The organism is Martelella limonii, assembly GCF_013344475.1.
GTDB classification, from domain to species: Bacteria; Pseudomonadota; Alphaproteobacteria; order Rhizobiales; family Rhizobiaceae; genus Martelella; species Martelella limonii.
In genome coordinates this window covers 167,730-194,532 of the sequence record NZ_JABUOU010000004.1, presented here as the reverse complement: position 1 = coordinate 194,532, position 26,803 = coordinate 167,730, and the positions used below count along the sequence as shown (strand labels likewise).

26 protein-coding genes and 1 tRNA gene are annotated in these 26,803 nt (G+C 61.4%); 15 read left to right on the top strand and 12 right to left on the bottom strand.

Features of this window, described 5'->3' with window-relative positions:
* Positions 1-70 precede the first annotated feature (70 nt).
* From HPQ62_RS10810 to HPQ62_RS10800, 3 genes are all read right to left on the bottom strand, one after another.
* Complete coding sequence (locus HPQ62_RS10810; protein ID WP_174802557.1) at positions 71-1,846, bottom strand: TRAP transporter large permease; 1,776 nt, start codon at positions 1,844-1,846, stop codon at positions 71-73.
* A complete protein-coding gene (locus HPQ62_RS10805) occupies positions 1,839-2,417 on the bottom strand; it encodes a TRAP transporter small permease subunit (RefSeq protein WP_174802556.1) in 579 nt (192 codons plus the stop codon). The genes HPQ62_RS10810 and HPQ62_RS10805 overlap by 8 nt, the downstream gene beginning before the upstream one ends.
* A 194-nt stretch (positions 2,418-2,611) precedes the next feature.
* A complete protein-coding gene (locus HPQ62_RS10800; protein ID WP_174802555.1) occupies positions 2,612-3,820 on the bottom strand; it encodes an MFS transporter in 1,209 nt (402 codons plus the stop codon).
* A 230-nt stretch (positions 3,821-4,050) separates the two neighbouring features.
* Here HPQ62_RS10800 and HPQ62_RS10795 point away from each other — a divergent pair, with 230 nt between their 5' ends.
* From HPQ62_RS10795 to HPQ62_RS21190, 5 genes are all read left to right on the top strand, one after another.
* On the top strand, positions 4,051-4,269 hold the full coding sequence (locus HPQ62_RS10795) for an aa3-type cytochrome c oxidase subunit IV (protein ID WP_174802554.1): 219 nt from the start codon (positions 4,051-4,053) through the stop codon (positions 4,267-4,269).
* A gap of 101 nt (positions 4,270-4,370) precedes the next feature.
* Entirely contained in the window at positions 4,371-5,522 is a 1,152-nt protein-coding gene (locus HPQ62_RS10790; RefSeq protein WP_174802553.1) for a Re/Si-specific NAD(P)(+) transhydrogenase subunit alpha, read from the top strand.
* Positions 5,522-5,935, top strand: a complete 414-nt coding sequence (locus HPQ62_RS10785) for a proton-translocating transhydrogenase family protein (RefSeq protein ID WP_174802552.1) — start codon at positions 5,522-5,524, stop codon at positions 5,933-5,935. The genes HPQ62_RS10790 and HPQ62_RS10785 overlap by 1 nt, the downstream gene beginning before the upstream one ends.
* An 11-nt stretch (positions 5,936-5,946) precedes the next feature.
* Positions 5,947-7,347, top strand: coding sequence for an NAD(P)(+) transhydrogenase (Re/Si-specific) subunit beta (locus HPQ62_RS10780; RefSeq protein ID WP_174802551.1), 1,401 nt, complete (start codon positions 5,947-5,949; stop codon positions 7,345-7,347).
* Between the two features lie 131 nt (positions 7,348-7,478).
* Positions 7,479-8,435 carry an extensin family protein gene (locus HPQ62_RS21190; RefSeq protein WP_174802550.1) on the top strand — a complete coding sequence of 319 codons (957 nt, stop codon included), beginning with the start codon at positions 7,479-7,481 and terminating at the stop codon, positions 8,433-8,435.
* Between the two features lie 6 nt (positions 8,436-8,441).
* Here HPQ62_RS21190 and HPQ62_RS10770 read toward each other — a convergent pair whose 3' ends face one another.
* Positions 8,442-8,804, bottom strand: a complete 363-nt coding sequence (locus HPQ62_RS10770) for a SpoIIAA family protein (RefSeq protein ID WP_174802549.1) — start codon at positions 8,802-8,804, stop codon at positions 8,442-8,444.
* A gap of 243 nt (positions 8,805-9,047) precedes the next feature.
* Between HPQ62_RS10770 and HPQ62_RS10765 the strand changes: the two genes are divergently transcribed.
* Genes HPQ62_RS10765 through HPQ62_RS10750 form a run of 4 tightly spaced genes read left to right on the top strand, consistent with a single transcriptional unit; the run spans position 9,048 to position 10,346 of the window.
* On the top strand, positions 9,048-9,443 hold the full coding sequence (locus HPQ62_RS10765) for a DUF2325 domain-containing protein (RefSeq protein ID WP_174802548.1): 396 nt from the start codon (positions 9,048-9,050) through the stop codon (positions 9,441-9,443).
* A complete protein-coding gene (locus HPQ62_RS10760; protein ID WP_174802547.1) occupies positions 9,443-9,682 on the top strand; it encodes a hypothetical protein in 240 nt (79 codons plus the stop codon). Before HPQ62_RS10765 ends, HPQ62_RS10760 begins: the two co-directional genes overlap by 1 nt.
* Positions 9,667-9,981, top strand: a complete 315-nt coding sequence (hmuQ, locus tag HPQ62_RS10755; protein WP_174802546.1) for a heme-degrading protein HmuQ — start codon at positions 9,667-9,669, stop codon at positions 9,979-9,981. Before HPQ62_RS10760 ends, hmuQ begins: the two co-directional genes overlap by 16 nt.
* Positions 9,981-10,346: a bleomycin resistance protein gene (locus HPQ62_RS10750; protein ID WP_174802545.1), complete on the top strand. Its 366-nt coding sequence runs from the start codon at positions 9,981-9,983 to the stop codon at positions 10,344-10,346. The genes hmuQ and HPQ62_RS10750 overlap by 1 nt, the downstream gene beginning before the upstream one ends.
* Here HPQ62_RS10750 and HPQ62_RS10745 read toward each other — a convergent pair whose 3' ends face one another.
* The 3 genes from HPQ62_RS10745 to HPQ62_RS10735 form a co-directional block, all read right to left on the bottom strand.
* Positions 10,347-10,715: a DUF423 domain-containing protein gene (locus HPQ62_RS10745; protein WP_174802544.1), complete on the bottom strand. Its 369-nt coding sequence runs from the start codon at positions 10,713-10,715 to the stop codon at positions 10,347-10,349.
* A 2-nt stretch (positions 10,716-10,717) separates the two neighbouring features.
* On the bottom strand, positions 10,718-11,110 hold the full coding sequence (locus HPQ62_RS10740; protein ID WP_174802543.1) for a group II truncated hemoglobin: 393 nt from the start codon (positions 11,108-11,110) through the stop codon (positions 10,718-10,720).
* Positions 11,111-11,244: 134 nt separating this feature from the next.
* The gene (locus HPQ62_RS10735; protein ID WP_174802542.1) at positions 11,245-11,700 is read right to left on the bottom strand and encodes an Rrf2 family transcriptional regulator; all 456 of its coding nucleotides are present in this window, start codon (positions 11,698-11,700) and stop codon (positions 11,245-11,247) included.
* Positions 11,701-11,838: 138 nt separating this feature from the next.
* Here HPQ62_RS10735 and HPQ62_RS10730 point away from each other — a divergent pair, with 138 nt between their 5' ends.
* Positions 11,839-12,753, top strand: coding sequence for an NAD(P)/FAD-dependent oxidoreductase (locus HPQ62_RS10730; protein WP_174802541.1), 915 nt, complete (start codon positions 11,839-11,841; stop codon positions 12,751-12,753).
* 120 nt (positions 12,754-12,873) lie between these two features.
* On the opposite strand, the gene HPQ62_RS10725 is transcribed toward HPQ62_RS10730, so the two are convergent.
* A complete protein-coding gene (locus tag HPQ62_RS10725) occupies positions 12,874-13,638 on the bottom strand; it encodes a DeoR/GlpR family DNA-binding transcription regulator (RefSeq protein WP_244629641.1) in 765 nt (254 codons plus the stop codon).
* A gap of 230 nt (positions 13,639-13,868) precedes the next feature.
* Between HPQ62_RS10725 and fba the strand changes: the two genes are divergently transcribed.
* The gene (gene fba / locus HPQ62_RS10720) at positions 13,869-14,933 is read left to right on the top strand and encodes a class II fructose-bisphosphate aldolase (protein WP_174802540.1); all 1,065 of its coding nucleotides are present in this window, start codon (positions 13,869-13,871) and stop codon (positions 14,931-14,933) included.
* Between the two features lie 96 nt (positions 14,934-15,029).
* Here the strand turns inward: fba and HPQ62_RS10715 are convergent, their stop codons facing one another.
* Together HPQ62_RS10715 and HPQ62_RS10710 are read right to left on the bottom strand one after the other, a co-directional pair.
* Positions 15,030-16,679 (bottom strand): ABC transporter permease, encoded by a 1,650-nt coding sequence (locus HPQ62_RS10715; protein ID WP_174802539.1) that lies wholly within the window; start codon positions 16,677-16,679, stop codon positions 15,030-15,032.
* A gap of 205 nt (positions 16,680-16,884) precedes the next feature.
* Positions 16,885-19,710 (bottom strand): PAS domain-containing sensor histidine kinase, encoded by a 2,826-nt coding sequence (locus HPQ62_RS10710; RefSeq protein ID WP_174802538.1) that lies wholly within the window; start codon positions 19,708-19,710, stop codon positions 16,885-16,887.
* A gap of 228 nt (positions 19,711-19,938) precedes the next feature.
* Between HPQ62_RS10710 and HPQ62_RS10705 the strand changes: the two genes are divergently transcribed.
* The 3 genes from HPQ62_RS10705 to HPQ62_RS10695 all read left to right on the top strand — a co-directional run bounded on the left by HPQ62_RS10705 (position 19,939) and on the right by HPQ62_RS10695 (position 23,424).
* Positions 19,939-20,015, top strand: a tRNA-His gene (locus HPQ62_RS10705).
* A 241-nt stretch (positions 20,016-20,256) separates the two neighbouring features.
* Positions 20,257-21,909 (top strand): hypothetical protein, encoded by a 1,653-nt coding sequence (locus tag HPQ62_RS10700; RefSeq protein ID WP_174802537.1) that lies wholly within the window; start codon positions 20,257-20,259, stop codon positions 21,907-21,909.
* A 213-nt stretch (positions 21,910-22,122) separates the two neighbouring features.
* Positions 22,123-23,424, top strand: coding sequence for a polysaccharide biosynthesis/export family protein (locus HPQ62_RS10695; protein ID WP_342343701.1), 1,302 nt, complete (start codon positions 22,123-22,125; stop codon positions 23,422-23,424).
* Between the two features lie 132 nt (positions 23,425-23,556).
* Here the strand turns inward: HPQ62_RS10695 and HPQ62_RS10690 are convergent, their stop codons facing one another.
* Positions 23,557-24,603 carry a Fe(3+) ABC transporter substrate-binding protein gene (locus tag HPQ62_RS10690; RefSeq protein ID WP_174802536.1) on the bottom strand — a complete coding sequence of 349 codons (1,047 nt, stop codon included), beginning with the start codon at positions 24,601-24,603 and terminating at the stop codon, positions 23,557-23,559.
* 162 nt (positions 24,604-24,765) lie between these two features.
* Here HPQ62_RS10690 and rirA point away from each other — a divergent pair, with 162 nt between their 5' ends.
* The gene (gene rirA, locus HPQ62_RS10685; RefSeq protein WP_174802535.1) at positions 24,766-25,233 is read left to right on the top strand and encodes an iron-responsive transcriptional regulator RirA; all 468 of its coding nucleotides are present in this window, start codon (positions 24,766-24,768) and stop codon (positions 25,231-25,233) included.
* Positions 25,234-25,382: 149 nt separating this feature from the next.
* On the opposite strand, the gene HPQ62_RS10680 is transcribed toward rirA, so the two are convergent.
* A complete protein-coding gene (locus HPQ62_RS10680; RefSeq protein WP_206678062.1) occupies positions 25,383-26,738 on the bottom strand; it encodes an aminotransferase in 1,356 nt (451 codons plus the stop codon).
* Positions 26,739-26,803 lie beyond the last annotated feature (65 nt).

Sequence of the window (26,803 nt, the reverse complement as noted above, 5' to 3'; positions counted from 1 at the left end):
TCCGGCGCGCAACACGTTCCGAGGGAGCAGAAATGCAGAAGCCCGGCATTGGCCGGGCTTCCGTTTTTCGTCAGTTGAAGTTCAGATCCGGCGGGCTGTCGAGGTTGAAGCCATCGTCCGAGCCGCCTTCTGCGGGCTGGTCGCCGCTGCCGAAATCGGGCAGGCCGAACGCATCATTGCCTTCGCCGCCGAAGCCGCTGTCAAAGCCGAACCCGCTGTCTTCACCGCCGAAGGACGGCATGTCGATCGTGACCGTGCTCGGATCCACGCGCACGACCTCGTCCTTGTAGTGGGTGACGAGCTTCGGGAAGGCGATGACGGCGGTGATCGCCAGCAACTGGATGATGATGAAGGGCACGATACCCTTGTAGATATCGAGCGTTCTGACGCCGCGCATCATCTTGCCGGTAACCTTGTCGCGCCACTCCTCGGCCGGCGTGACCGAGCGCAGATAGAACAGCGAGAAGCCGAAGGGCGGGGTCAGGAACGATGTCTGCAGGTTGAGGCCGAGGATGATGCCGAACCAGATCAGGTCGATGCCCAGCGCCTGTGCCGGCGCCACCAGGAGCGGCACCATGATGAAGGCGATCTCGAAGAAATCGAGGAAGCAGCCAAGAATGAAGACGATGATCGTGACCACGATCAGGAAGCCGTATTCGCCGCCCGGCAGGCCGGTCAGCAGCTCCTCGATCCAGACATTGCCGTTGATGCCGTAGAAAGTCAGGCTGAAGACGCGGGCGCCCATCAGGATCATCATCACGAAGGCCGAAAGCTTGGTGGTGCTGTCGAGCGCCGCCTTCAGGGCCGAAAAGTCGAGCCTGCCCTTGGCGATCGCGAGCGCCAGCGCGCCGGTCGCACCCATGGCGCCGCCTTCCGTCGGCGTGGCAATGCCGAGGAAGATGGTGCCGAGCACCAGGAAGATCAGCGCCAGCGGCGGCACCAGCACGATGATGACCTGCTGGGAAAGCCGCGACAGGATGTTGAGGTTGAAGCGGTCATTGGCGATCGCCGCCAGATAGATCACCATCACGCCGAAGAACAGAGCCGCCACCAGCCGCCATGCCTCGTCGAGGCCAGTGAACAGCACGTGGTAGCCGAGATAGTAAAGCGCGACCGCGACCGCGATCATCACCAGAAGCGAGGTGACGCCATTGCCGAGCGTGCGGGCTTCCACAGGCATGGCAGGTGCGGCCTTCGGCCGGATGAGCGTGGTCACGAACACGTAGAGGCAGTAGGCCGCGATCACCAGCAGCGACGGGTAGAGCGCGCCGACATACATGTCGCCGACGGAGCGGCCGAGCTGATCGGCCATCACGATCAGCACCAGCGACGGCGGCACGATCTGGGCAAGCGTTCCGGACGCCGCAATGGTGCCGGTGGCAAAGGAGCGGTCATAGCTGTAGCGCAGCATGACCGGCAGCGAGATCAGGCCCATCGCCATGACGGAGGCAGCGACCACGCCGGTGGTGGCCCCCAGTAGCGCGCCCACGAGCACGACCGCATAGGCGACGCCCCCTCGTATCGGACCGAAAAGCTGGCCGATCGTATCGAGCAGGTCTTCCGCCATCCGCGAGCGCTCGAGGATGATGCCCATAAAGGTGAAGAATGGCACCGCAAGCAGCGTCTCGTTCGACATGATGCCGCCGAAGAAGCGGTCGGGATGGGATTGCAGCAGCGGCCAGAACAGGTGGATTTCCGGAGAAATCGCTGAAAATTCGACCCCGAGGACGAAGAAGATCAGACCTCCGGCTGCCAGTGTGAAGGCGACCGGATAGCCGAGAAGCAGCATCGCCATCACGGAAATGAACATGATGGGGGCGAGGTTGTGCGCGACCAGATCAATCATGCGGCATGTCCTCGGTCATCATGTGGGCGGCATTGCCAGCCTCGGTGTAAAGCGTCTTGTCTTCATTGAGATGGCCGGACAGCACGGCGGCGCGCTTGATGATCTCCGAAAACGCCTGCAGCAGCAGAAGCGCAAAGCCGATCAGGATGAAGGATTTTGCCGGCCACAGGATCAGCCCGCCGGCATTGGTAGAGTGCTCGCCCGTGATGAAGGAGCGCCAGAACCACGGCCAGCACAGATAGACCATCATGCCCGCAAACGGGATGAGGAAGATGGTGTGCAGCACCAGATCGATCCAGTCACGGGTGCGTTTCGACCATGACGAGGACAGGATGTCGATGCGGATGTGCTCGTTCTTCAACAGCGCATATGCCGCTGCCAGCATGAACACCGCGCCGTAAAGATACCATTGTAATTCGAGCATGGCGTTCGAAGAGAGCGCAAACAGCTTGCGGCTCACCGCATTGCCGGCGCTGACCAGAACGGCCACAAGGAGCAGCCAGGACACCGAGTGTCCGATGAATTCGTTCAGCCTGTCGATTGCTCGGCTTATTATTATCAGTGGTCGCATGCGTGCCTCCAAACCGTCCGACTTCCTTAATGGAAGTTGTCAAGGCCACGCAACATGCCTTTGGTACAATACGACCGCAAAATCACCTCATATTGAAACTTTCCGGCTGTTTTCGGCTCCGGACCAGCCAGATTCTTTCCGCGTACCGGAAAACGCCTGGGTTGATGGGCAATGCCCAGCGCCGCCGCGTCGGGTCATGCCGGTTGCGGAAGTGGGGTCGTCTGAGCTCTGCGCTGGCGGAAGGTGAGCGCCATCAGCGTTGCTCCGATCCCCATGCCCCAGGCGCCGACATACATCCATGTATAGGTCGCGAAGCTGTCATAGATCAGTCCGCCGGCCAGCGGCCCGAGCGCCATGCCGAGGCCGCCCGCAAGCCCGGTGCCGCCGATGACGGTTCCCATCATCCGCTGCGGGAAATTTTCCCGCGCCAGTACCGCATAGAGCGGCATCACCCCGGCATAGATGAAGCCGAAGATCGCCGCGACGGTGTAAAAGCCTGCGAGCTCGCGCACGAAGGCATAGGCGAGCGCGCCGAAGGCCTGGGCGAGGAGGCCCGCGACCAGCACGCGCTTGGCGCCGAGCCGGTCGCCGAGAATGCCGAAGACGACGCGTCCGCCAAGACCCGCAAGGCCCTCGATCGAATAGATCGAAACCGCCGCCATCAGCGGTATGCCGCACGTCACCGCATAGCTGACGGTATGGAAGATCGGACCGGCATGGGTGGCGCAGCAGAAGAAATTGGTGAGGCAGAGGATGATGAATTGCGGCGAGCGGATCGCCTCGCTGACGGTGATTTCGGGCGTGGCGGCAATCGTGTCGGCAATGGCGGCCTCTTCCGCCGGCGGCCGGCGCATCAGCATCGCTGCCGGCAGCATCAGGATGGCAACCACGAGCGCGATGATCTGCATTGCGGTGCGCCAGTCATGACCTTCCACGAGATAGGCCGCGAAAGGCGACATCGTCATCGGCGCGACGCCGAAGCCGACCGAGACCAGCGAAACCGCCAGCGATCGGTGGGTGTCGAACCAGCCGACGATCGAGGACATCATCGGCGCCATCAGCGCGGCGATCGCAAGGCCGGAGAGGAGGCCGAAGGTGAGCTGGAACGTGAGAAGGCTCTCGCTTCTGCTGCCAAGGAGGAGGGCTGCGACCATGAGGATGCTGCCTGCGACGACGACGGGCCGCGGGCCGATCCGGTCGGAGAGTGTGCCGGTGAGCATGCTTGCGAGTGCCGAGACCACAAAGCCGATCGTCATGGCGGAGGAAATGCCGGTGTTTGACCAGCCCGTCGCCTCTCCCATCGGTCTCAGAAAGACCGGAAGCGAGAATACGGAGCCGATTGCAAGGCAGCCGATGACGGCACCGGCACCGACCATGATCCAGCGATAGTGAACATGTTTCATGATGCATCCCCCAACAATCATGACGCCAGCAAAGGGCTGAAAACGATATAAGTTGATATCAACCTATATAAATGCTGTCAATTCTGCTCTTCAATAATCGATTGAATGACTTGGGTTTCCTGCAGGCGTTGTTGAAAGCGCCGAACAAGGTATGATAATCGAGAACGCCTAGGGGTTTAGGCCGCACCAGGTGCGGCGAGCGCGGCGGGGGCCGCAAAGGAGGGAAGTCTATGCAGAATGTCGAAGTATCTCAGCCGGCCGACGAGGCGGATTTTTCGGAACACGCCCACACATACAAACTGTTCGTCAACGGCACGAAATACGGCACTGTGCATCTGATCGCCCTGATGGTGGCCATGGCCGCCGGTCTGCTTGGTCCGTTCGGATTTTTCGGCAGTCTGATCATCTTCGTCGTTATCAGCGCCATCGGCTATCTGGCCCTGCGCTGAACGCTTTTGAACTTTTGCAGTCTTGCGGAATCGCGCGTGCCGGTGATCCGGTGCGCCGTTGACGGCTGTCGTCGATTCCGCGTTCAATCTGGGAGCATGTGTTGAGCAAGACACTCTTTGTACCGAAGGAGACGGCGGAAGCGGAAACCCGCGTTGCCGCTTCGCCCGATACGGTCAAGAAACTAAAAGCCCTGGGCTTCGATGTCGTGGTGGAAAGCGGCGCGGGCCTTGCCTCAAGGATCGATGACGAAGCCTATCGCGCCGCTGGCGCCGAGATCGCCGGAACAGAGGCCGCTGCCAATGCAGACGTGCTCTTTTGCGTGCGCAGGCCCGGCGAGGACGCCTATTCCGGCTACAAGAACGGCGCGGTGGTCATCGCCATCATGGATCCATACGGCCATGAGGACGTGCTGTCGGCGATGGCCGGCAAGGGGATTTCGACCTTCGCCATGGAATTGATGCCGCGCATCACCCGCGCGCAGTCGATGGATGTCCTGTCCTCGCAGGCAAACCTTGCCGGCTACCAGGCCGTGATCGAGGCGGCAGCCGTGTTCGACCGCGCCATGCCGATGATGATGACGGCCGCAGGCACCGTGCCGGCAGCGCGCGTCTTCGTCATGGGCGCAGGCGTTGCCGGGCTGCAGGCAATCGCGACCGCACGCCGTCTCGGCGCCGTGGTTTCGGCAACCGATGTGCGTCCCGCCGCCAAGGAACAGGTCGCCTCGCTCGGCGCCAAGTTCATCGCGGTCGAGGATGACGAGTTCAAGGCGGCTGAAACCGCCGGCGGTTATGCCAAGGAAATGTCGGCCGAATATCAGGCGAAGCAGGCCGAACTGGTCGCTGCCCACATCGCCAAGCAGGATATCGTGATCACCACCGCGCTGATCCCCGGCCGCCCCGCGCCAAGGCTTGTGAGCCGCGCCATGCTTTCGGCGATGAAGTTCGGTTCCGTCGCCGTCGACCTCGCGGTCGAGCGAGGCGGCAATATCGAGGGCGTGGTTGCTGGCGAAGTTGCCGAGGTCGAGGGCGTGAACGTCATCGGCCACGAAAACATGGCCGGCCGGATCGCGGCCAGTGCCTCCGCGCTTTACGCCAAGAACCTCCTGACCTTCTTCGAGACGCTGGTCGACAAGGAAAGCGGCGAGCTGAAAATCAACCGGGATGACGAACTCGTCGCCGCCACGCTTCTCACCCATGGCGGCGCGCTGGTTCATCCGAAATTCGGCGGCCAGACCGCGCAAGGAGAGGCCTGATGCCGTTAGATGATGTCAAAACCTCGATCGATCAGGCGATGCTGTCGCTTGAGCATGCCAAGACCTCGATCGGCAACCTGGAAGACGGTTCGCTTGCCTCGCTGGCCCATGCGGCGACCGGCGGCGTGATCGATCCCTTCGTGTTTCAGCTGGCGATCTTCGTGCTCGCCGTGTTCGTCGGCTATTACGTCGTCTGGTCGGTGACGCCCGCGCTGCATACGCCGCTGATGGCCGTCACCAACGCGATCTCCTCGGTGATCGTGGTCGGTGCGCTTCTGGCGGTCGCGCTCTCCGCAAGCGGCATCGCCACCGGCATGGGCTTCGTTGCCCTGATTCTGGTCGCGATCAATATTTTCGGCGGCTTTCTGGTGACCCAGCGGATGCTGGCCATGTACAAGAAAAAAGAGAAGTGAGGCCGTAGACGATGTCTGTCAATTTTGCAGCCTTGCTGTTTCTTGTTTCCGCCGTCCTGTTCATTCTGGCGCTGAGGGGGCTTTCGCACCCGTCCACCAGTCGCAAGGGCAATCTTTACGGCATGATCGGCATGGGGATTGCAATCCTCACCACGCTGATGCTTGCCAAGCCGGATTTTCCGGCGCTGATCCTGATCATCCTGGCGCTTGCCATCGGCGGCGGTATCGGCGCTTACATCGCCCGCACCATCCCGATGACCGCCATGCCGCAGCTTGTGGCGGGCTTCCACTCGCTGGTCGGCCTTGCCGCCGTGCTGGTGGCGGGCGCGGCGCTCTACTCGCCGGAAAGCTTCGGAATCGGCACGCCGGATGACATCCATCTCAGAGCCCTGATCGAGCTTTCGATCGGTGCGGCGATCGGTGCGATCACCTTCACCGGCTCGATCATTGCTTTCCTGAAGCTCGACGGGCGCATGTCCGGCAAGCCGATCATGCTGCCGGGCCGTCATGTGATCAATCTGGCGCTTCTTGCCGGCCTGGTTCTGTTCATCGTGTCGCTGTCGGCAACGGCTAATCCGGTCCATTTCTGGCTGATCGTCATTCTGGCGCTGGTGCTCGGCGTGCTGCTGATCGTGCCGATCGGCGGCGCCGACATGCCGGTCGTGGTCTCGATGCTGAACTCCTATTCGGGCTGGGCGGCAGCCGGCATCGGCTTCACGCTCGGCAACATGGCGCTGATCGTTACCGGCGCGCTGGTCGGCTCTTCGGGTGCGATCCTCTCCTACATCATGTGCAAGGGCATGAACCGCTCGTTCATCTCGGTCATCCTTGGCGGCTTCGGCGGTGACAGCGGATCTGCCGCAGCCGCTGGCGGCGCGGTCGATCGCAACGTCAAGACCGGCTCGGCCGATGATGCGGCCTTCCTGATGGAGAATGCCTCCAAGGTGATCATCGTGCCGGGTTACGGCATGGCGGTTGCTCAGGCACAGCATGCCCTGCGCGAGCTTGCCGACAAGCTGAAGGAAAAGGGCGTCGAGGTGAAATACGCCATTCATCCGGTCGCCGGCCGCATGCCGGGGCATATGAATGTGCTGCTCGCCGAGGCCAATGTGCCTTACGATGAAGTCTTCGAACTCGAGGATATCAACTCGGAATTCGCCCAGGCCGATGTGGCTTACGTGATCGGGGCCAATGACGTCACCAATCCGGCGGCGCGCGATGACAAGGCCTCGCCGATTTACGGCATGCCGATCCTCGACGTCGACAAGGCCAAAACCTGCCTGTTCGTAAAGCGCTCGCTCGGCTCCGGCTATGCCGGTATCGACAATGAGCTGTTCTACAAGGACGGCACGATGATGCTGCTTGGCGACGCCAAGAAGATGACCGAAGATATCGTCAAGGCGATCGAATAGTCTCATCTCTCTGATTTTATTGAGAACCCGGCGGCCTGTCTCGCCGGGTTCATCTTTTGTGATTTGGTGTTGCGGGAACCCCGCGCCACGACCGCACGTTGTCTCGATGTACGATCAACCGAGGATTTCACGTGGTCAGTCTCCGCAAGCCCATCGCCCTTGCCGCCCTGCCGGCAGCGGCGCTCTTCCTGATGGCGCTCGATCTGCCGGAAAACCCGCCCGTTCCCGAACAGCGTCCCGAAGCTTCCACCGCTCAGCCGGGTTCCGCAGCCGCACCCGAAAAGGCTGACGCCGCAACGGAGACGGAAGACGCCGCAAAGGCGGAAGGTGCCGAGGCAGGCAAACCGGCCGAAGAGGCGCCCAAGCCCGACGCCGCTGCAGAGGGGGAAGACGCGGACAAGTCCAGCGCGGATGAGGAGGCGATCGAGAAGGTGGAGGAGGATCTGCCCGATGATCCGCCCGTTCCGGAGGAGCGTGCCGACAATCCGCCGACTCCGCCGCCTGCCGACCCAAAGCCGGCGAAGGAAGATGCCGAAGCCTTCAACCGCTGCACGGCTGAGCTGATGAAGCTCGGAACGGCATTCAAGGTTCTCGACACGATCGACGGGCCAGGCATCTGCGGCATCGACCGGCCGCTTGAAGTCACGATGGTGATAAAGGGCGTTGAGCTTTCCCCGGCTGGCACAATGCGCTGCGAGACGGCGCTGGCGCTTGCAAACTGGGCAAAGGACTATGTGAACCCGACTGCAAAGGTCGCGCTTTCGAAGGACGCGGAGCTCAAGCGGATCAATCAGGCTTCGACCTATATCTGCCGCAGCCGCAACAATGTCGAAGGCGCGAAGGTATCCGAGCATGCCAAGGGCAATGCGATCGACATTGCCAGCCTGACCTTCTCGGATGGCACCGTCGTCGACATGGAACCGCGCATGACCGACGGCACGGCCACCGGGGCATTCCAGCGCACGGTCAGCGCCGCGGCCTGCCTCTATTTCAAGACAGTCCTTGCACCGGGCAGCGATGCCACCCATCAGGATCACATGCATCTCGATGTGATCGACCGCAAGGGTGGCTATCGCTACTGCCGCTAGAGAGCGTCAGGCGGAAAGCCAGGCCACGGCCTCGTCCTGGCGGTCGGGGGCAAAGACCCTGACCTCGGCATGGAACAGCATGCCGAACATCTGGACCGCCTGGGCGAAACCCCGGTTGGCGCTGACGATCGCGATGCTCTTGAAGTTCAGGGGTTCGGAGCGGCGGAACGCCTGGCCACCCATCGCCGAGCCGACATCCGCGCCCGCAAAATCCGGTCCGGTCACGAGGAGCAGCCGCAGCCCGCCGGCATGCGTGCTCTGGGTTTCGAGCGCGGGCAGAAGAACGTTCTGGTAATCATTGGCACTCAGCGCGCTGTGGATGGTGAAGCCGATCATGGTGTCGGGCAGGTTGTCGATTTTCTCAAGCATGGAATTATCTCCGGTTTGCAAGCGTTTTAACGCGCTCAGTCTTCCGTGAAAAGCCGCCATTGGTGATTTGCACCCTGTTGGGGCGGGGCCAGGCGCAGTGCCGCGCTCGGCATCGAAAAGGAGGGTGAGGCGCATTCCGAATAAACATGAGTATAATTCTCATATTTAAACTTTACCTTTTTTATCATGTTTTATAAGGTCGCCATGATGATGCACGAAACCCTCGTTGGAAGGAGGTCTTTCATGGCGAAGAAGAACAGGCGCAAGGCGGAAAAGGGTGTCTCGGCTTCGGAGGACGTCACGCGGGTGGCGCAGGCGCCCGACAGTCTTTCCGGCCGCAGCTTTCTCTATGTCGGTGGTCGGGACTGTCAGGTGGCGCACCTGCGTGCGGTTGCCGATGTCTATGGCGCGGAGTTGATCCACCACGATGGCGGCCTGCGCGAGGCGGTATCGCGGATCGACCGGGTTCTGCCTTCGGTGGATTGCGTGTTCTGCCCGATCGACTGCATCAGCCACGACGCCTGCGTGCGCGTCAAATCCGGCTGCAAGAAGTTCAACAAGGCGTTCATTCCGCTCAGGAACGGCTCGAAGTCGTCGCTCGAGCGCGCGCTCCAGAGCATGAACGAGCGCAACAACTGATGAAGAGCGATCTTGGTGACGCCGGTCTCATCGGCCTGCATCGGACGGACAGCTTCGGCCGTCTCATCACCCGCTACGCGCCGATGCACGCGCAGGCGACGGTTCTGGTCTTTCCGGCGCGAAAGCGGCTGCAACGCCCGCAGAAGAACGCCAGGAGCGCCGACGTCATTGACCTTCAGAGCCGGCATCGCCATGTCGGAGAATGCAAAAGGGAGGTACCCCAGTGTATATCGCAATGAACCGCTTCAAGGTTGCCATCGGCTCGGAAGAGATTTTCGAGGATATCTGGAAGGGCAGAGATTCCAGGCTCGCCGAGCTCGAAGGCTTCATCTCCTTCCATCTGCTCAGGGGCAAGACATTCCCGGATGAAGGCTACACGCTTTATGCATCGCACACGATGTGGGCGAGCGAGGAGGCGTTTCTGGCCTGGACGAAGTCGGAGCAGTTTCGCGATGCGCACCGCAATGCCGGCGCGCGCAAGGCGGATTATCTCGGACCGCCCGTGTTCGAGGGTTTCAACGCGGTTGCTGGTGCCTGATGAGCGATCCCTCTGAAATCACGGTCCTTCCCGTGCTGCCATCGCTCGATCTTGCCGAGACAAAAGCGTTCTATGGCGAAAAGCTGGGTCTTGCCGAAATTGTCCATCAGGCTGACGACTATCTCATCCTGCGCCGCCCGGGCCTGGAGCTCCACTTCTGGCTGACGGATGATCGCTCGCTCTGCGAGCGCAGCTCCGTCTATATCCGTGGCGGCGGCATCGATGGCTTGTATGCCGAATACGAAAAGCGCGGCGTGCTGCGTCCCGAAGGCTTCACCGAACGGCCCTGGGGCATGAAAGAGTTTTACATCTCCGATCCGCACGGCAACCTGCTGCGCTTCGGACGGATCCCCACTGCCGAATGATCAGCGCTTTCCGGCTGGCAGCAGTGCCGCCAGGGCTGCGATCAGCCAACCGGCGATGATGGCGGTCCCGCCAAGAGGGGCCGCCATGCGGAACAGGCCTGATCCGAGATAATTGAGTGCCGCGATATCGCCTGCAAACAGCAGCGTGCCTGCCGCAATCAGGACGCCGGAAACGGCAGCGACGGACGTGCGCACGGCGATCAGCGAAAGGGCCAGCAGTGCCGGGCCGTTTGCAAGGCAGATCAGGGCGGCCGATTGCAGGATATCGCTGCTGCCGTGATAGGCGGCAGCGGCCAGCATGATGCCAGAGGCGCCTGAAATGCCGCCGAAGAACATCAGGAGGCGGGATGAACGCGTAAGGCTTCCCATGATCAGCTCCGGTTTTGCATGTGATAGGCAAGTTTCTCGATCGGCGGCATGATCACGGCCCTCAGACGGATGTCGGGCACGGTCTCTTCCAGCGCGCGACGGAAGCAGAGCAGCCACTCGTCGCGCTCATCGGCGCCGATGGGCGCCGGCATGTGCCGCATCCTGAGGCGCGGATGTCCGTGCTTTTCCACATAGACCGGCGGGCCGCCGAGATAGCCGGTCAGATAGTCCCGGAATTTTTCCTCGGAGCCCGAAAGGTCTTTCGGGTGGATGGCGCGGCACCTTGCCGCTTCGGGAAGCGTATCCATCAGCGCGTAGAAGCGGCCTGTCAGCCGTTCGACCGTCGCCGCACCGCCAATCGCTTCGTAAAGTGTGATCGCTTCCGGCGCGCTCATCGGCTCGTCCCAAGTCTTCTGCGTATGGAATCATTTGCGAAGCCGTGGGCCCGCGCGAGGTTCTGCGCAGCCGCAGCTGGCATGTGGGCAGGCGTAATGGAGCGGTGATCCGCCGTCAACCGCCATGAATTTACCTATTCGCAGCGCGATGCCGCAACCGCGTCGTCGTTAAGCGGACCATTGCCGAACCGGTCGGCGATGTCGGCAAGCGTCACGCCGGCGAAACGTTTGAGCAGCAATTGTTCGGCCTCGTCGAAGACATCGATCAGGGTTGCGTTCACCGCCTGTTCGATGGGGCAGCCGGGCATGTCATAGGCAGGGCCGACGGCGAAAACGGAGGGCTCGCCCACGGCGCGGTAGATATCGAGCAGGGAGAGCTGGTCAAGCCGGCGCGTCAGCGTCCAACCGCCGCGATGCCCCTTTTCCGAGCGCACGTAACCCTCATCGCGAAGTCCCGCCATCGTGCGGCGGATCACGACGGGATTGGCGTCGAGCATGGCGGCAATCATATCGGAGGTCATCGCGCCGTCATGCCTCCCCATATGGATCAGTACATGAAGCATGCGTGAAAGCCGGCTGTCCTGCCGCATGATGTCGCTCCTTTGCCTCGGCTCCTGCTCTTTTTGCTCTAGCACAGCTTCAAGGTCACGAAACAACAAAAGTTTCGTGAGTGTTGACGGCGTCATGTTATGTAACTTATGTTGTGTCGAGAAATGAAAGGTGAAACCATGAATGCTCTCGTATACGACGTCATCATCATCGGCGGCAGCTATGCCGGACTTTCCGCTGCCCTGCAGCTTGGCCGTGCCCGGCAGCGGGTGCTGATCATTGACGAGGGAAAGCGCCGGAACCGGTTTGCCAGCCACTCGCACGGCTTCTTGACGAATGATGGGGCGGAGCCCGCCGAAATCGCCGCAAGGGCGCGCGCGGAGGTGCTGAAATACAAGACGGTAGGGTGGCTTTCCGCCCGAGCCGAAAGCGCCGAGCGCGTGACGCCGGTGGAAGCAGGGGAGCTGCTGTTTGCGGTGACCGTTAAAGAAGAGCGCCATCTGGCGCGTCGCCTGATCCTTGCAACCGGCCTGCGCGATATCATGCCGGAAATCAGCGGCCTTTCCGAGCGGTGGGGCAAGGCCGTGTTTCATTGCCCCTACTGCCATGGCTATGAACTCGATCAGGGTATGATCGGCGTGATTGCAGGCTCGGCGCTGTCCATGCATCACGCGCTGATGCTGCCGGACTGGGGGCCGACGACATTCTTCATCAATGATGCCTTCGAGCCCGACCGCGGCCAGCTTGAGAGCCTTTCTGCGCGCGGCGTGACGATCGAACGCGGCTCAATCGCGGCGATTACCGGTCACGCCGATATCCGGCTTGAGGACGGCCGGGTGTTGCCGTTTGCCGGGTTGTTCGCGCTCGCTCGGTTCGAGCTTGCAAGCCCGATTGCTGTCGGCCTTGGCCTGGCTCTGGAGGAGGGGCCGCTCGGCGCCGTCATTCGCACAGGGGCGATGAAGGAGACCAGCATGCCGGGCGTTTTTGCCTGCGGCGATGCGGCCCGTCCGATGGCATCCGTCGCGCTTGCGGTGGGCGATGGCAATCTCGCCGGAGCAAGCGGCCACCGGTCGCTGATATTCGGCGCCGGCTAGGCCATCGGGCTGAAAATCGGGTTCGATCTTTGCAAGGGCCGTTGCGTCGCTGCAACCGCCGGGAGGGCGATGCGGCCGACTGGCCCGAACGGTGTTCAGCCGGCAGGCCGCATCAACGCTTCAGGGCGCGACGCACTCCAGTGCCACGCCCTTTTCCTGCAGGACATGGCGCTGCTCTTCTGCCAGTTCCGCGCCGGTGAAGACGGCATTGAAGGTTTCAAGCCCGGTCAGGAAGTGCAGGCCGGGGCGTCCGAACTTGGTGTGGTCTGCGAGCAGAACCCGCCGCTCGGCGCCCTTGACGATCAGCCGCTTGGTCTGCACCACTTCCGGGTCCTGGTGAAAGGCCGCGCCGTCATAGATCGCCGAGGCCGAGATGAACCCCATATCGGCGCGCAGACCGCGCAACGCGTCCTCCGTCAGAAGGCCGAAAAAGCCGTTGAACTTGCGGCTGTACTGGCCGCCAAGCGCCATCAGTTCAATCCCGGCGATCCCGGCAAGCTGTGATATCACACTCAGATTGTTCGATATCACCGTCAGCGGCAGCCGGTGGACGAGATGTTCGGTGAGATTGGCGGCGGTCGAGGAATCGTCGATCATCAGCGTCATGCCGGGCTCGACCAATGTGGCAGCGCGCGCGGCGATCCGCGCCTTCTCATTCGCCGCCATCTTCTGGCGATAGCGGAAATCCGCCTGAAACATTGCCGACGATTGCACGGACGCCCCGCCGCGCACCTTGCGCAACTGGCCCGAGGCTTCCAGTTCGTCGAGATCGCGATGCACCGTCATCTTCGAAACATGGAATCTGAGGCTCAGTTCATCGACGCTCGCCGTACCCTTTTCCATCAGAAGCGCCATCATCGCCGCTCGTCTTTCATCCGCTTTCAACAGGCTCTCCTTGTCGAATGTTGGCGCATTTTTGATATCACAGGTTCGTCAATGATACATATCACATTTTATAACGATTAAAATAACAATCAATATGTTGTTTGTAAAATCATGTTGTTATTTTCCGGGGTCTCCCTATCATCATCATACAAAGCTGCCATACTCGGGCGGCTGAGGAACATTTTGATGAGCCGTCGGCAGGGCGGCGCTAGATCACAGGAGACTTGGCCATGCCCATGATTACCTTGCGGCAACTGCTCGACCACGCGGCCGAATACGGCTACGGCGTGCCGGCCTTCAACATCAACAATATGGAACAGGGCCTCGCGATCATGGAGGCGGCGAAGAAGACGTCGTCGCCGCTGATCATCCAGGCAAGCCGCGGCGCGCGCTCCTATGCCAACGATCTGGTGCTCGCCAAGCTGATCGAGGGGCTGGCAGCGCTTCATCCCGAAATCCCGCTGGTGATGCATCAGGACCACGGCAACAATGAAGCCACCTGCATGACCGCGATCAAATACGGCTTCACCTCGGTGATGATGGACGGCTCGCTGAAGGGCGATGGCAAGACGCCGGCCGACTATGAGTACAATGCCGGCATCACCCGCCGCGTCTCGGACTTCGCCCACTGGGCCGGTGCGTCCGTCGAGGGTGAGATCGGCATTCTCGGCTCGCTGGAAACCGGCGAGGGCGAGAAGGAAGATGGACATGGCTTCGAGGGCAAGCTCGATCACGACCAGCTGCTGACCGATCCGGATCAGGCCGTCCAGTTCGTCAGGGACACCAATGTCGATGCGCTGGCCGTTGCCATGGGCACCAGCCACGGCGCCTACAAGTTTACCCGCAAGCCCGATGGCGAAGTGCTGGCGATGAACGTGATCGAGGAAATTCACCGGCGGCTGCCGGATACGCACCTCGTCATGCATGGCTCCTCCTCCGTGCCGGAGGATCTCCAGGAGATCATCAACCGGTATGGCGGCGAGATGAAGCCGACCTGGGGCGTCCCGGTGGAGGAGATCCAGCGCGGCATCAAGCATGGCGTGCGCAAGATCAACATCGATACCGACAACCGCATGGCGATGACCGGCGCGATCCGGAAGGTGTTTGCCGAAAACCCCTCCGAGTTCGACCCGCGCAAATATCTGAAGCCTGCGATGGAAGCGATGACCAAGCTCTGCGTCGAGCGTTTCGAGGCCTTCGGAACCGCCGGTCACGCCGACAAGATCAAGCCGATCTCCATGGCCGACATGGCAAAGCGCTATGCGGACGGCTCGCTCGCGCCGAAGCTCGGCTGAAGGACAAGGCGGCGACCGCATGAGGTCGCCGCATGCCTCCGACAGGTCATGCTTGCGCGTCGGAGCGTGGCTTTCAGTGCGGCAAACGCGCCATGGTCAGCGACGATCCATCGAACGCGACACCATGAGCACCGGGATAAGGCCTGCGAGGATGATGATCATCGCAGGCACTGACGCGCTTTCCACCTCCGCCCGCGAGGCATCCTCGTAGACCAGTGTCGCGAGCGTGTTGAAATTGAAGGGGCGCAGCAGGATGGTGGCCGAAAGTTCCTTCAGCGTTTCGATGAAGACCAGAAGTGCTGCCGTCCAGAGCGCCGGGCGCATGTTCGGCAACAGCACGGAAAACAGCGCCTTCACGGGCGAACGGCCGAGCGTGCGGGCCGCCATGTCGAGATTGGGCGACAGCTTCTGGAAGCCTGAATCGACGCTGCCCTCCGCCATGGCCAGAAACCGCACGGTGCAGGCATAGACGATGGCAAAGCCGCTGCCGGACAGGATGAGGCCGGTGGAGACGCCGAAGCCTGCGCGCATCACCCCATCGACGGCGTTGTCGAAGCCTGCAAGCGGGATGAGCACGCCGATCGCGAGCACCGTTCCGGGAATGGCGTAGCCGAGCGAGGCAAGGCGTGCGAAGCTTTTTGCCTTGCGCGATGGATCGTTGCGCACCGCATAGGAAAGCGTGAGCCCGAAGAACACCGCAAACAGCGCAGCAAGCCCGGCAACCGCAATGCTGGTGGTCAGCGCCTCGAGGAGGCGGGGGGAGGCGAAAGCATCAAGACGCTTCAGCGCAAAGCCCGCCAGAACCAGGGTCGGCACGAAGAAGCCGATGATGACGGGCAGGGCGCAGCAAAGCGTCGCGAGAGCGGCCTTCGGGCCGCTCAATCTCTGGCGCGAAGCTTCGCCGTTTGCGCGTGAGGCGGCATAACGCTGATTGCGGCGCGCCAGCCGTTCCATCATGATCAGCGCAAGCACGATCAAAAGCAGGATGACCGAAAGCTGGGCGGCGCCGCCAAGATCGCCCCGGTTGAGCCAGGTCTCATAGATCGAGAAGGTCAGCGTGTTGACGCCGAGATATTGCACGGCGCCGATATCGTTGAGGCTTTCCATCATCACCAGCGTGAGGCCGACGATGATGGCCGGCCGCGCCATCGGGAGCTGGACCCGCAACAGCACCCGCCAGCGCCCGGCGCCAAGCGTGCGCGCCACATCCGCGGCATTGCGGCCCTGCATCGCGAAAACGGCGCGGGCGGTCAGATAGACGTAAGGGTAGAGCACCGCCGTCATCACCAGCACGGCGCCGCCGAGGGAGCGGACATCGGGGAAGCCGTAGTCGCGTGCGCTCTTGAAGCCGAAGATCGCGCGGTAAAACGTCTGCACCGGACCGGTAAAATCGAGAAATTCGCCGAAGGCATAGGCCGCGAGATAGATCGGCATGGCAAGCGGCAGAACCAGAAGCACCGAAAGCAGGCGGCGGAACGGAAAATCGAAGGAAACGACCAGCCAGGCCGTCACCACCCCGACAAGGCCGGTGATCACGCCGTTCAACAATAGCAGCCAGAATGTCCGCCGCGCCGCTGCCGGAAGCACGGTGGTCGCCAGATGGGAGATCGCCGACAGATCCGAGGTGAAAGCGAGCCAGACGATGGCTGCAAGCGGAAGCAGCATCAGCGCGCTGATCGCCGAGGCGGCCAGCGCCAGCGAGGAAAACCTGAAGGCCGGGCGGCCGGAGGTTTCGGATACGGACATCTCTTCTCGCCTTTCGGCAGCCGGTCATTTCAGCCCGGACCTTTGTGTTATGCGCGCCCCTTGAGGAACCCAGCGCGCGGTGATTCCGCACGCTGGGTGATGCTTTAGAGCATTTTGCGGCAAGGTGGAATCTCCCGCCAGGGCTCAAAACGCCGCGCAAGCATCACCGGGTGAGCGCGAAAGAACCGGACAGGACGGTGCCCGATCAATAATGCAGCGGCCGCGTCTGCGTTTCGGACAGGAACACTTCCACCAGCATGCCTTCGTTCGGCACGGCGTTCACGACGAGGCGTGCGCCAAGACTGTCTGCCAGTGCCCGCGCTTTGGCGAGATGGGAATTGTCCGGCTCGCCCTGTTCGATGCGCGCGCCGCCATTGCCGATGCGCCGCCGGGACGGTGCAATGCCATTGTCGCGAAATCTGAGAACAATGCCGCCTTCAGGGGTAAGCGCCGAAGAGACCACGACCTGCCCGCCGGCAGGCGTGAACTGAACGGCGCCCAGAAGAAGCTCATGGGCAATATCGCGCAGCGTCTCGGACGAGCCGCCCGCAGAGCCGATGCCCGGCGACAGGGCGGCGCGGATGATGATCCGTCGGCTGTTGGCGCGCGGCTGGACCATGCTGACGGCTTCCGCGATCGCATCATTGACCGGGGCGGCAGCCTCGGTATTGACGGCCTGGGCCTCTGGCTGTTTGGGAAGCGGTGCCGGTTCCACCTCGGGCTCCGGCACGGCTTCGCCCAGAAGCCTGCCGATCACGCCGCGCGCATGCCGGCCCTTCAGCGCGATCTCGCGGGCTATGGCGTGGTAGCGCCCGTCGCCCATCGGACCGAACGCCTGATGATCCATGGTTTCCGACAGCGAGACGATCGCATCGATCGGCTGGCGCAGCTCGTAGCGCAGGGCGGAGAGGAAGTCCTCGCGCTCATCCTGCGCCTCGCGCGCCTCGCGCCGGGCCGAGCGTAGATCGTCCTCGCGCCGCTTCAGCGCGGTGATATCGCGCAGCACCACGCAGATGCCGTCCGATTGCGGCAGGCGGCCGAGCGTGACGTAAAGCGGAATGAGCCCGCCGCCCGCTTCGCGACCGATCACCTCCAGCCCTTCGGAATTGACGTCTCCAGCCCTTTGCATGCGTTTGAGATGAATGGAGAGATCGCTGTGGCTTTCCTCGGCGAAAAGAACATCCACCGGCTCGCCGGCCACATCGGTCGTATCGGTCGCAAACAGCGCCGAGGCCGATGCCGACAGCGAGCGGATGCGCTGGTCGCCATCGAGAATCAGAATACCGTCCGTGGCGGTGTCGAGGATCGAGGAGAGTTCCGTAACCTCTGCGGCACTTTCATCTGCGGGCTCCGCCTGCGGCACGCGGCGGATCACCGGGTTTGCGGAAGCGCCGTGTTCGCTTTCAGGCCGCAGGGTCAGGGCAAGCGCCCGTCCGCCCTGCCAGGTGATGGCCTGCATGTGAAAGGATACGGGGAGCTTGGTGCCGTCTGCGGTGCGCAGAAACAGCCGGTCATCGCTGCCGCGCTCGACGAAGGCATCCGTTCCGCCTGCGGCAATGACGGCCTCAAGAGAGCCGTAACCCGAAATCGTCAGAAAGGCGTGGTTTGCATAAAGCACGCGATCGCCGGACTGGATCACGATCGGATCTTCGCGGCCGTCGAAGTCGCTGGTGTCGGGCAACGCCTCATTCTCCGAGGGCGCGGCAGTCTTGCGGCGGATGAGCGGGCGCGGCGTGTCTTCCGTCTCCGCCGGTGTCTCTTCGGCGGGCGCTGCGGCGCGCAGCTGAAGCGCGATCTCGTCAAGCGCGTTGCGCTCGTCGGCGGTGAGCGTCTTGGCCGTTTCGGCAGGGCGCTTCGGCGCAGCCGGCTGAGGCTTCGGGCTCGTCTTCTCCTCGCCCCTGCGCACGAGGCCGAAGCCGCGGAAGCCATCGAACCGGCGTTCGCGGGTGAAGGTCGGCAACGCGGCAAGATCGACAGGGACCACCATGTCGGTACCTGAAATCGGCCATTCCACGGTGCGGCCCGACCAGGTCTCCGTCGATTGCACCAGATCACCGATCGCGCCGGCGCCGGTTACGCCCAGCTGGGCTTCGATCTCGGAAAAGGAAAGGCCGGTGATCGTTCCGGTTTCGTCGCCGACGGCCTCGACGAGCTCTCCCGATGTCTCGACGATCCGGCCGTCAATGTCGCTGCGCCAGACGAATCGAAGCGGCAGCGCGCGCTGTGCGGCAAGTTCCGGGGACGGCTCGGGCGCGGCCTTGGCCGGAGCGGGTGCCCTGCGGATCACCGGCTGCGGCGTCTCATCGATGTCTTCAATCAGCGCGCCTAGGCTATCGTCAATCGCGGCGATCACGTCGAGGGGGGAGCGGGCCGGAGGCTGCGGCTCTGGTCTGACGTCTGCCGAAAGATCGGGTGATACGGCGAGCAGGTAACGCTCGGGATCGCTTGAAAGCCTGCCAAGAGCCACCGGCCAGATGCCGCTCTCGCTGGTGATTAGCCGTTCGACATAGCTTTCAGGCCGGCGGCGCAGGCTTTCGATCACGCCGTCGATCTCGTCTTCGTCAAGCTCTGCATCCGTGAAACCCGCCGAATGCTCAAGCACCCGGCCCTCGCCATCGATCAGCGCCAGATGCAGGTCACCGGGTCCTTCCACAAGATTTTTCGGGGCGCGCTGATCCGCTTCGCATTCGATCAGAACGTAGCGCTTCTGGGACAGGACGAACAGGGTGACGGTTGCCGCCACGGCGGCGCGCCGGAAACCTCTGGTGACATGGATGGTGAACCGCTCGCTGTCGCCCGGCGCTTTAAGCCTGCCGGCGGCGGCCTGGAACTGGCGGCGAATGATGGGATCTGCAAGTTCGTTGCCGATGGCATCGCCGATGGCGGTGTAGCCGAAGCCGCTTGCGCCCGCAGCATTTGCCCAGACGATCCGGCCATCATCCGCATCTGCGACGAGCATGGCACGCGCTTCGACATAGCGCTGGCGCAGGGCCGGGTGCGATGCAAAGGCAATGAAGGACGGGGTGGTCATGAACTGCTGTCCGGTTGGCTGTTTCGGCATGCGCGACTGAAGCGGGGCCCTTAATCCTTTTTTAATAATAATTCGCGATCCGGTCCAGCATCGGGGCGTTGTTTTCATGCCGCACGGTTAATTCCAGCCCGGTCACCTCCTTAAATCTGAGCGTGATGTCATGTTGGGGCTTGCAAATTGAGAGCAGGCATTTTAAACGGGCCGCGATGCATAGCGCATCGCCTTTGTGCGGTTGTAGCTCAGTTGGTTAGAGCGCAGGTTTGTGGCACCTGAGGTCGTAGGTTCGATTCCCACCAACCGTACCATTTTCCCCTTCATTCATGTCAGTGTCGTCAAGGCGTGCTGTCATGCGCTTAAATCCAAAATTAACCTTAATCATTTACTTTCGAACAACTTGATAATCGTGAAGTTCACTTTGTCATTCTGGTGACAGGGCAAGCCTGTACTTTGCCGTCTTGGATAAGCACGTGCGGCACTTGTACATATAATGGCCATGCTCTAAGGTCGCGGCGATTTCAAAGAGACTTTTCGGCCGGGATGTAGCGGTTGACACATAGTAAGACCAGCCTGACCGTTCGTATAGCAGGAGCCGGCCTTTTGGCGGCGGCGATCCTGTCAGGCGGAGTCCGCTCTTCAAACGCCCAGCTTCTGGAAGGCCCCGGTGCCCTGTTCCTCGATCAGACGCCGATCGAGATGATGGCGTCCAACTATTCGAGCTTTGAAACCGGCTATCTCCTGCCGCGCGGCGCCATCGATCTTCAGACCGGATACGACCAGACTACCGCCGGCAGCGGAACGGGTACGCAGGTTTACACATTGCGCGGCGACTGGGCCATGACCGACTGGCTCCAGGTTTCGGGCTACGGTTTCGTGTTCGACGATCCGCTGCTGTGCGGCACGGCGTTGTGTAGAGACAATCTTACCTTTCTCGGCATGGGCGGCGGCGCGAAGGTCGGTCTGCTCTCCAGCGAGGGACTTTCGATCGCAGCTTTCGGCTCACTGGAATCCGTCTTTCTGTCCGGCAATATTTACGGCAATGAAGGCGACGGCGACTGGGCGATGACCGGAAGCCTGCAATTGCCGATGAGCCTCACGGTGACGGATAGCCTGCGTCTTCATGTCACGCCCGGCATTTCGTTCCTGCCCGATGCGATCAATGGCGTTCCCTATTACGGCAATATTCCCTATGTCGGCGCGGGCCTCACCTGGCAGCCGATTACCGGGCTGCAATCCTATGCGACCGTCATGCTGCCCTTCGGAACCGATGGCAACAATATTTCCAGCACCGGCGCCTTCGAAGTGACGCCGGTCTGGATGGCGGGCGTGAAGCTTGCCGTAACGCCCAAGGCGGCGATCGATCTGTTCGCGACAAATGGCCTGGGTCAGACCCCTGCGACCAGCATTCTCGCCTTTCCCGGCGATGATGACATCGCCTATGGAATTCGTTTGAGCTACACGCCGACCGTTGGCGTTGCCACCCGTGATGTCTATTTCGACAGCTATCGCGTCGACATGCTGAGCCCGGTGACGGCGCTGGAGCTCGCCCGCGAATTCGACGGCGTGACGCTCACAAGCGCCAGCACGCTGACGCCCCGTCGGATTCTTGCGGAGGCCGGCATCGGCAATCGCAATTTCAGCGATGTCCATTTCGGCTATGGCCTCGATCAGGATCTCCAGCTCGACGTGATCTTCTCGGAATATCCGGGTGGCGGGACGGCGGGCGATGCGGTCAGCCCCTGGGGGGACGAGTGGTCCTACATGGTGGGTGGCAAGCTGCGGCTGATGGATCAGAAATATGGCGACCTGTTCTCGCTCTCCGGCCAGGTTCTGGCGGGCCGGGATTTCAAGAAACCGACGGAAGGCGTGCTCTATGCATCGCTGCCGGCAAGCCTTGCAGTCTCTGACAGCCTGTCATTTGCCTTCGAGCCAAAGGTCGCGGCATTTGGAAGCGAACGCCTGAAGGCGATCGGCGGCGGTATCACCGTGCGCCCGACCGCCGATTTCGCGCTCATTGGCGAGGTCACGGCTCTGCTCGATGACGGCGACCCGGTCTGGGCGGCCGGCGCGCGCTACCAGCTTCACAATACGGCGTTCAGCGCCGATGCCTATGTTACAAATGCAACAGGTCTTCATGGAGTCGGCACGATGCTGGCGCAAGACGAGGCGCGCTATGGACTCACCTTGAGATTTGCGTATTAAAAGGGCCTCTGAGAAAAGTTTGAAATTGCCGGCATCGTCTTTCTGGAAATGTCGAGGCCTGGCAATTTTTTACATGATTATTGAGATGGGTTTGTTTTTAATCCATTTTCAACAGTTCGCGGGTATCTCGAAAGCATAGTTTTGCGTTTCCTGGTGCATGTGTTCAGAAGGCTCGAATGCCGGAGCAATAAGGGCAATTCGGAGAATTTCTAAGTGCGTGCCTTATCAACCATCTGCCTGACCGTGCTGCTGTCTGGGTGCAGCGCCATCTACAATGTTTCGGACGTGCGTCCGGTTGTGGGCACGACTTCGGCCGTCAAGGTGGTGCCGGTCACCGCCGACAATGTGCTGCTGGCCAACGCGATGACGCCTTACCAGCCGTTGAGCCTGCCGCCCGTTTTCGATCAGACCGCCACATTGCAGAATTCCGCGGTGCCGCGCATCGCAGCCTACAAGCCGCAGACGCGCCCGGGTCCCGTCGCGACACGCCTGCCGCCGCTTCAGACGCCGAAGCCCTATCGGATCGGTGTCGGGGATGTCGTTCTGCTGGCAACGCCCAATGCCGATTCTTCCCTGAACGAGATCAACGGCCTGCTTGCGGCCCAGAATTCCAGGCAGGGCTATACGGTGCAGGATGATGGCGCCGTTGCCATCCCGACCGTCGGGCGCGTGATGATTGCGGGCATGACGCTGCAGGAGGCGCAGTCGGCGCTGTTCCAGCGGCTGGTGACGAGCCAGATCGATCCGACCTTCAATCTCGAAATCACGGATTTCAACTCGCAGCGCGTTGCCGTCGGTGGTGCCGTCGGCACCCCGCAGCTCGAGCCGATCACGCTGACGCCGCTCTATCTTGACGAAGCGATCACGGTCGCAGGCGGCATTGCTGTTGAAGATCCGTCTTATGCGACCGTCCGTCTCTATCGCGACGGCCAAGTCTATCAGATCAGCGCGAACAAGCTGTTTGCCAAGAACGATATTCCGCGGGTATTGCTGCAGAACGGCGACCGGGTTTTCGTGGAGAGCGAGTACTCCGAGGCGCGTGCCGAAAACTATTTGCGCCAGGAACTCGATCTGGCCAAGTTCCAGCGCGACGTTCTCGATGAACAGCGTGACATTTTCCAGACCCGTCTGAGCATGGACGCGGTCGAGCGCGACTATGTCTATGTCTTCGGCGAAGTGAAAAATCAGGGCCGCTGGCCGCTGCCGTTCGATCGCTATGCATCGCTTGCCGATGCGATGTTCGAGCAGGGGGGCATTTCGCCCGTTACCGGAAATCCGCGCCGTATTTACCTGCTGCGCAAGAGCCGCCTGCAGCCGGGCGCGCCGCTGGAGATTACGGCGTGGTCGCTTGATGCGCAGAACACCGCCAACCTGCTTCTGGCAACCGAACTGCAATTGCGTCCCGATGATATCGTCTTCGTCGCCTCTCAGCCGGTCACCAACTGGAACCGTCTGATTTCGCAGCTGACGCCGTCGATCTCGATTCTGGGAACCGCCAACGGTATTCTCGACTGATCGACAGCCCAGCGTTTGATGCCGGAGATCGGCGCGCGGCGTCTTCAGGATGATTTGGCAATGCACCTTGATGGCATGAAAAAGGCGGCACAGATGCCGCCTTTTTCCGTTTGATGGCTGCCCAAAGAGCGATCAGGGGCCGTCGTTGAAGCCGACCTTGTCGACCAGTTCCGAAGCTTCCTTGCGATGCGCTGCAACCTCGGAAAGCGGCAGTTCATCGGGGTGGATCTCGCCGAAGGATTGCACGATTTCCGAAGCCTTTGCACCCGGCATCACCGGATATTCGAACACCTGCTCGGCATAGATTTCCTGGGCTTCGGGCGAGGCGAGGAATTCCATCAGCTTCAGCGCATTCTCGGAATGGGGCGCGTTCTTTGCCATCGCCATGCCGGAAATGTTGACGTGGGTGCCACGGTCGTCGGCATTGGGAAACAGCACGTTCATGGAGGCCGCCCATTCCTTCTGTTCGGGCTCCTTGTCGTTGGTCATCATCAGGCCGACATAATAGGTATTGCCAAGCGCAATGTCGCATTCACCAGACATGATTGCCTTGGCCTGGCTGCGATCGTTGCCGTTCGGCTTGCGGGCGAGATTGGCCTTCACGCCTTTCAGCCATTCCTCGGTGTATTCCGCGCCATGATGGGCGATCATCGAGGCGATCAGGGCGATGTTATAGGGGTGCTGGCCGTCGCGCACGCAGATCGCGCCCTTCCATTTCGGATCGGCCAGTTCTTCATAGGTGATCGGAACGACGCCGACCCTGTCCTTGGAGGCGTAGACAACGCGGCCGCGCTTGGTAAGCGCAAACCATTCGCCCTCGCCATCGCGGAACTGGGCCGGGATGTCGGCAGAAATGACGTCGCTTTCGACCGGCTGCGTGACGCCGCCTTCCTTGGCTTCCATCAGGCGACCGATATCGACCGTCAGGATCACGTCGGCCGGGCTGTTGACGCCCTCGGCCTGGATTCTCTCGACAAGTCCCTTATCCAGGAAGAGCACATTGGTCTCGATGCCAGTCTCTTCCTCGAAGCGCTCCAGAAGCGGTGCGATCAGCTCGGGCTGGCGGTAGGAGTAGATGTTGACCTCCTCGGCCGCCTGTGCAGCAGCGGAAAATGCCACCGAGCCGGCAAGTGCGCCGGAAAGCGCCACGATACGGGTGAGGATGGAAAGCCTTGTCATTTCCTTGCTCCTGTGGTTTTTTATCTTGAGTATTGTAATCAGGTAATGGTGTCCGCCTGTCAACCACGTGCTCCAAGACTTGAGTGAAAATTTCTTCTTTTGGAATTGTTCAAAAGAGACAAAGGCGCTATAACGTGGAAACATTCTAAAGAGGAGCACGGCATGCGCCTGACAAAGCAGACAAATTACGCGGTTCGGATGCTGATGTATTGCGCCGCCAATGACGGGCGCCTCAGCCGTGTACCCGAAATTGCCAAGGCTTACGGCGTCTCCGAACTGTTTCTGTTCAAGATCATCCAGCCGCTCCACAAGGCCGGCATCATGGATACGGTGCGTGGGCGCAATGGCGGGGTCCGCCTCGGCCGCCCGGCTGCGGAAATCACGCTGTTCGACGTCGTCAGGGTCACCGAAGAAAACTTCGCCATGGCGGAATGCTTCGATATCGATTCGGAAACCGATTGCCCGCTCGTTGACAGCTGCGGCTTCAATGCGGCGCTGCGGGAAGCGCTCAACGCGTTCTTCGCCGTACTCTCCAAATATACGATTGCCGATCTCGTGCGCCGCCGCACCGATATCTTCAAGCTTCTCAGCATCGAAGAAAATCCCAAGACCGAACAGACTGCTGCCTGACTGAAGGCTGCGAAACAAAGGTTCCGCGATGATGGGCGGCGGTCTCTGACGGACCGCCGGAGCATGAGGACAGCTATCCTCTTCCAAGTTCCTCATTCATTGGGCTTGATCCTTGCATGACCTCACGGGGTGCGGGGATGACGGGGCCCTCAAGCCCGGATTTCTGCAAAAACCGCGTCAAAGGTCTTTTCCAGCAGGTCGAACATCTCGTCCATCTCTGCCCTTGTCATGATGAAGGGCGGCGCCAGCACCACGGATGCGCCGAGCGGTCGGCAGATCAGGCCGTTTTGAATCGCCTTGTTGGCGATCCGCTCCGATATGCCGATCTTGCTGTCGAACGGGGTCTTGGTGACCTTGTCGGCGACGATTTCGATGGCGCCCATGAAGCCGATGCCCCGTGTCTCGCCAGCGTGCGGGCGATCGTTGAAGCGCTGCAGCCGCTCCTGAAAATGCGGCGTCAGCGCGCGCACGTTGTCGATCAACCCCTCGTTCTCGATGACATCGAGCGCTTTCAGGGCAACGGCGCTGCCCAGCGGGCTGCCGGATGCGGTAAATCCGTGAGGGAACTCTCCAAAACGGTCGGAGGCTTCCATCAGCGCATCCGAAAGCCCCTTGCCGAGAATGACTGCCCCCATCGGATAATAGCCGGCGGTGATGCATTTCGAGGCGATGATCGCATCCGGCTCGATGCCGTAGACGTCGCTGCCCCACATGGCGCCAAGCCGGCCGAAGCCGCAGATCACTTCGTCGGCGATCAGCGGAATGCCGTATTTTCTGAGGATCGGCCTGATCGCCTGGAAATAGCCCTTCGAGGGCGGTATCACGCCACCGGCACCCTGCACCGGTTCTGCAAACATGCCGGCAATCGTCTCCGGACCTTCGCGTTCGATCAGGTCTTCGAGATTGCGCGCCATCCGTGCCGTGAACGCGTCCTCACTCTCGCCCGGAAGACCGTTGCGCCAGAAATGCGGGCAGTCGGCATGAAGAAAGCCCGGCAGCGGCAGCCCGAATTCGGCATTATAGGGTTTTGCCGTCATCGAGGATGTTGCGACCGTGACCCCGTGATAGGCGTTCTGCCGGGTGATGATCTTGCGGCGGCCGGGTTCGCCCTTGGCGCGGTTGATCATCCACAGCATCTTCACCATGGTGTCGTTCGCTTCGGAACCGGAATTCGTGTAATAGACCTTGCCGTCTTCAAAAGGGGAGAGGGCGATCAGCCGCTGCGACAGCTCGACGGTGACATCGGCCACCCGCCCGAAGAAGGAATGGTAGCCCGGAAAACGCTGCGCCTGGGCGCAGAGGGCGTCGATGATGCCCTGATGATTGAAGCCCGCGACATTGTTCCAGAGGCCTGAATTGGCGTCGAGATAGCGTTTGCCATCGACGTCGACGACGTAAATGCCCTCGCCATGGGACAGCACGATCGGGCCGATCTCATCCAGTGACGCGAAATCGGAAAAGCCTGGAAAGACATTTTCCATGCCCTGTTTTTCCCATGCGTGCATCATCGTCTCCATCTTGCATTTCAGGCTGCGAGGTTTGTCGCGAACCGGCCCTGCCGTCAACCCGT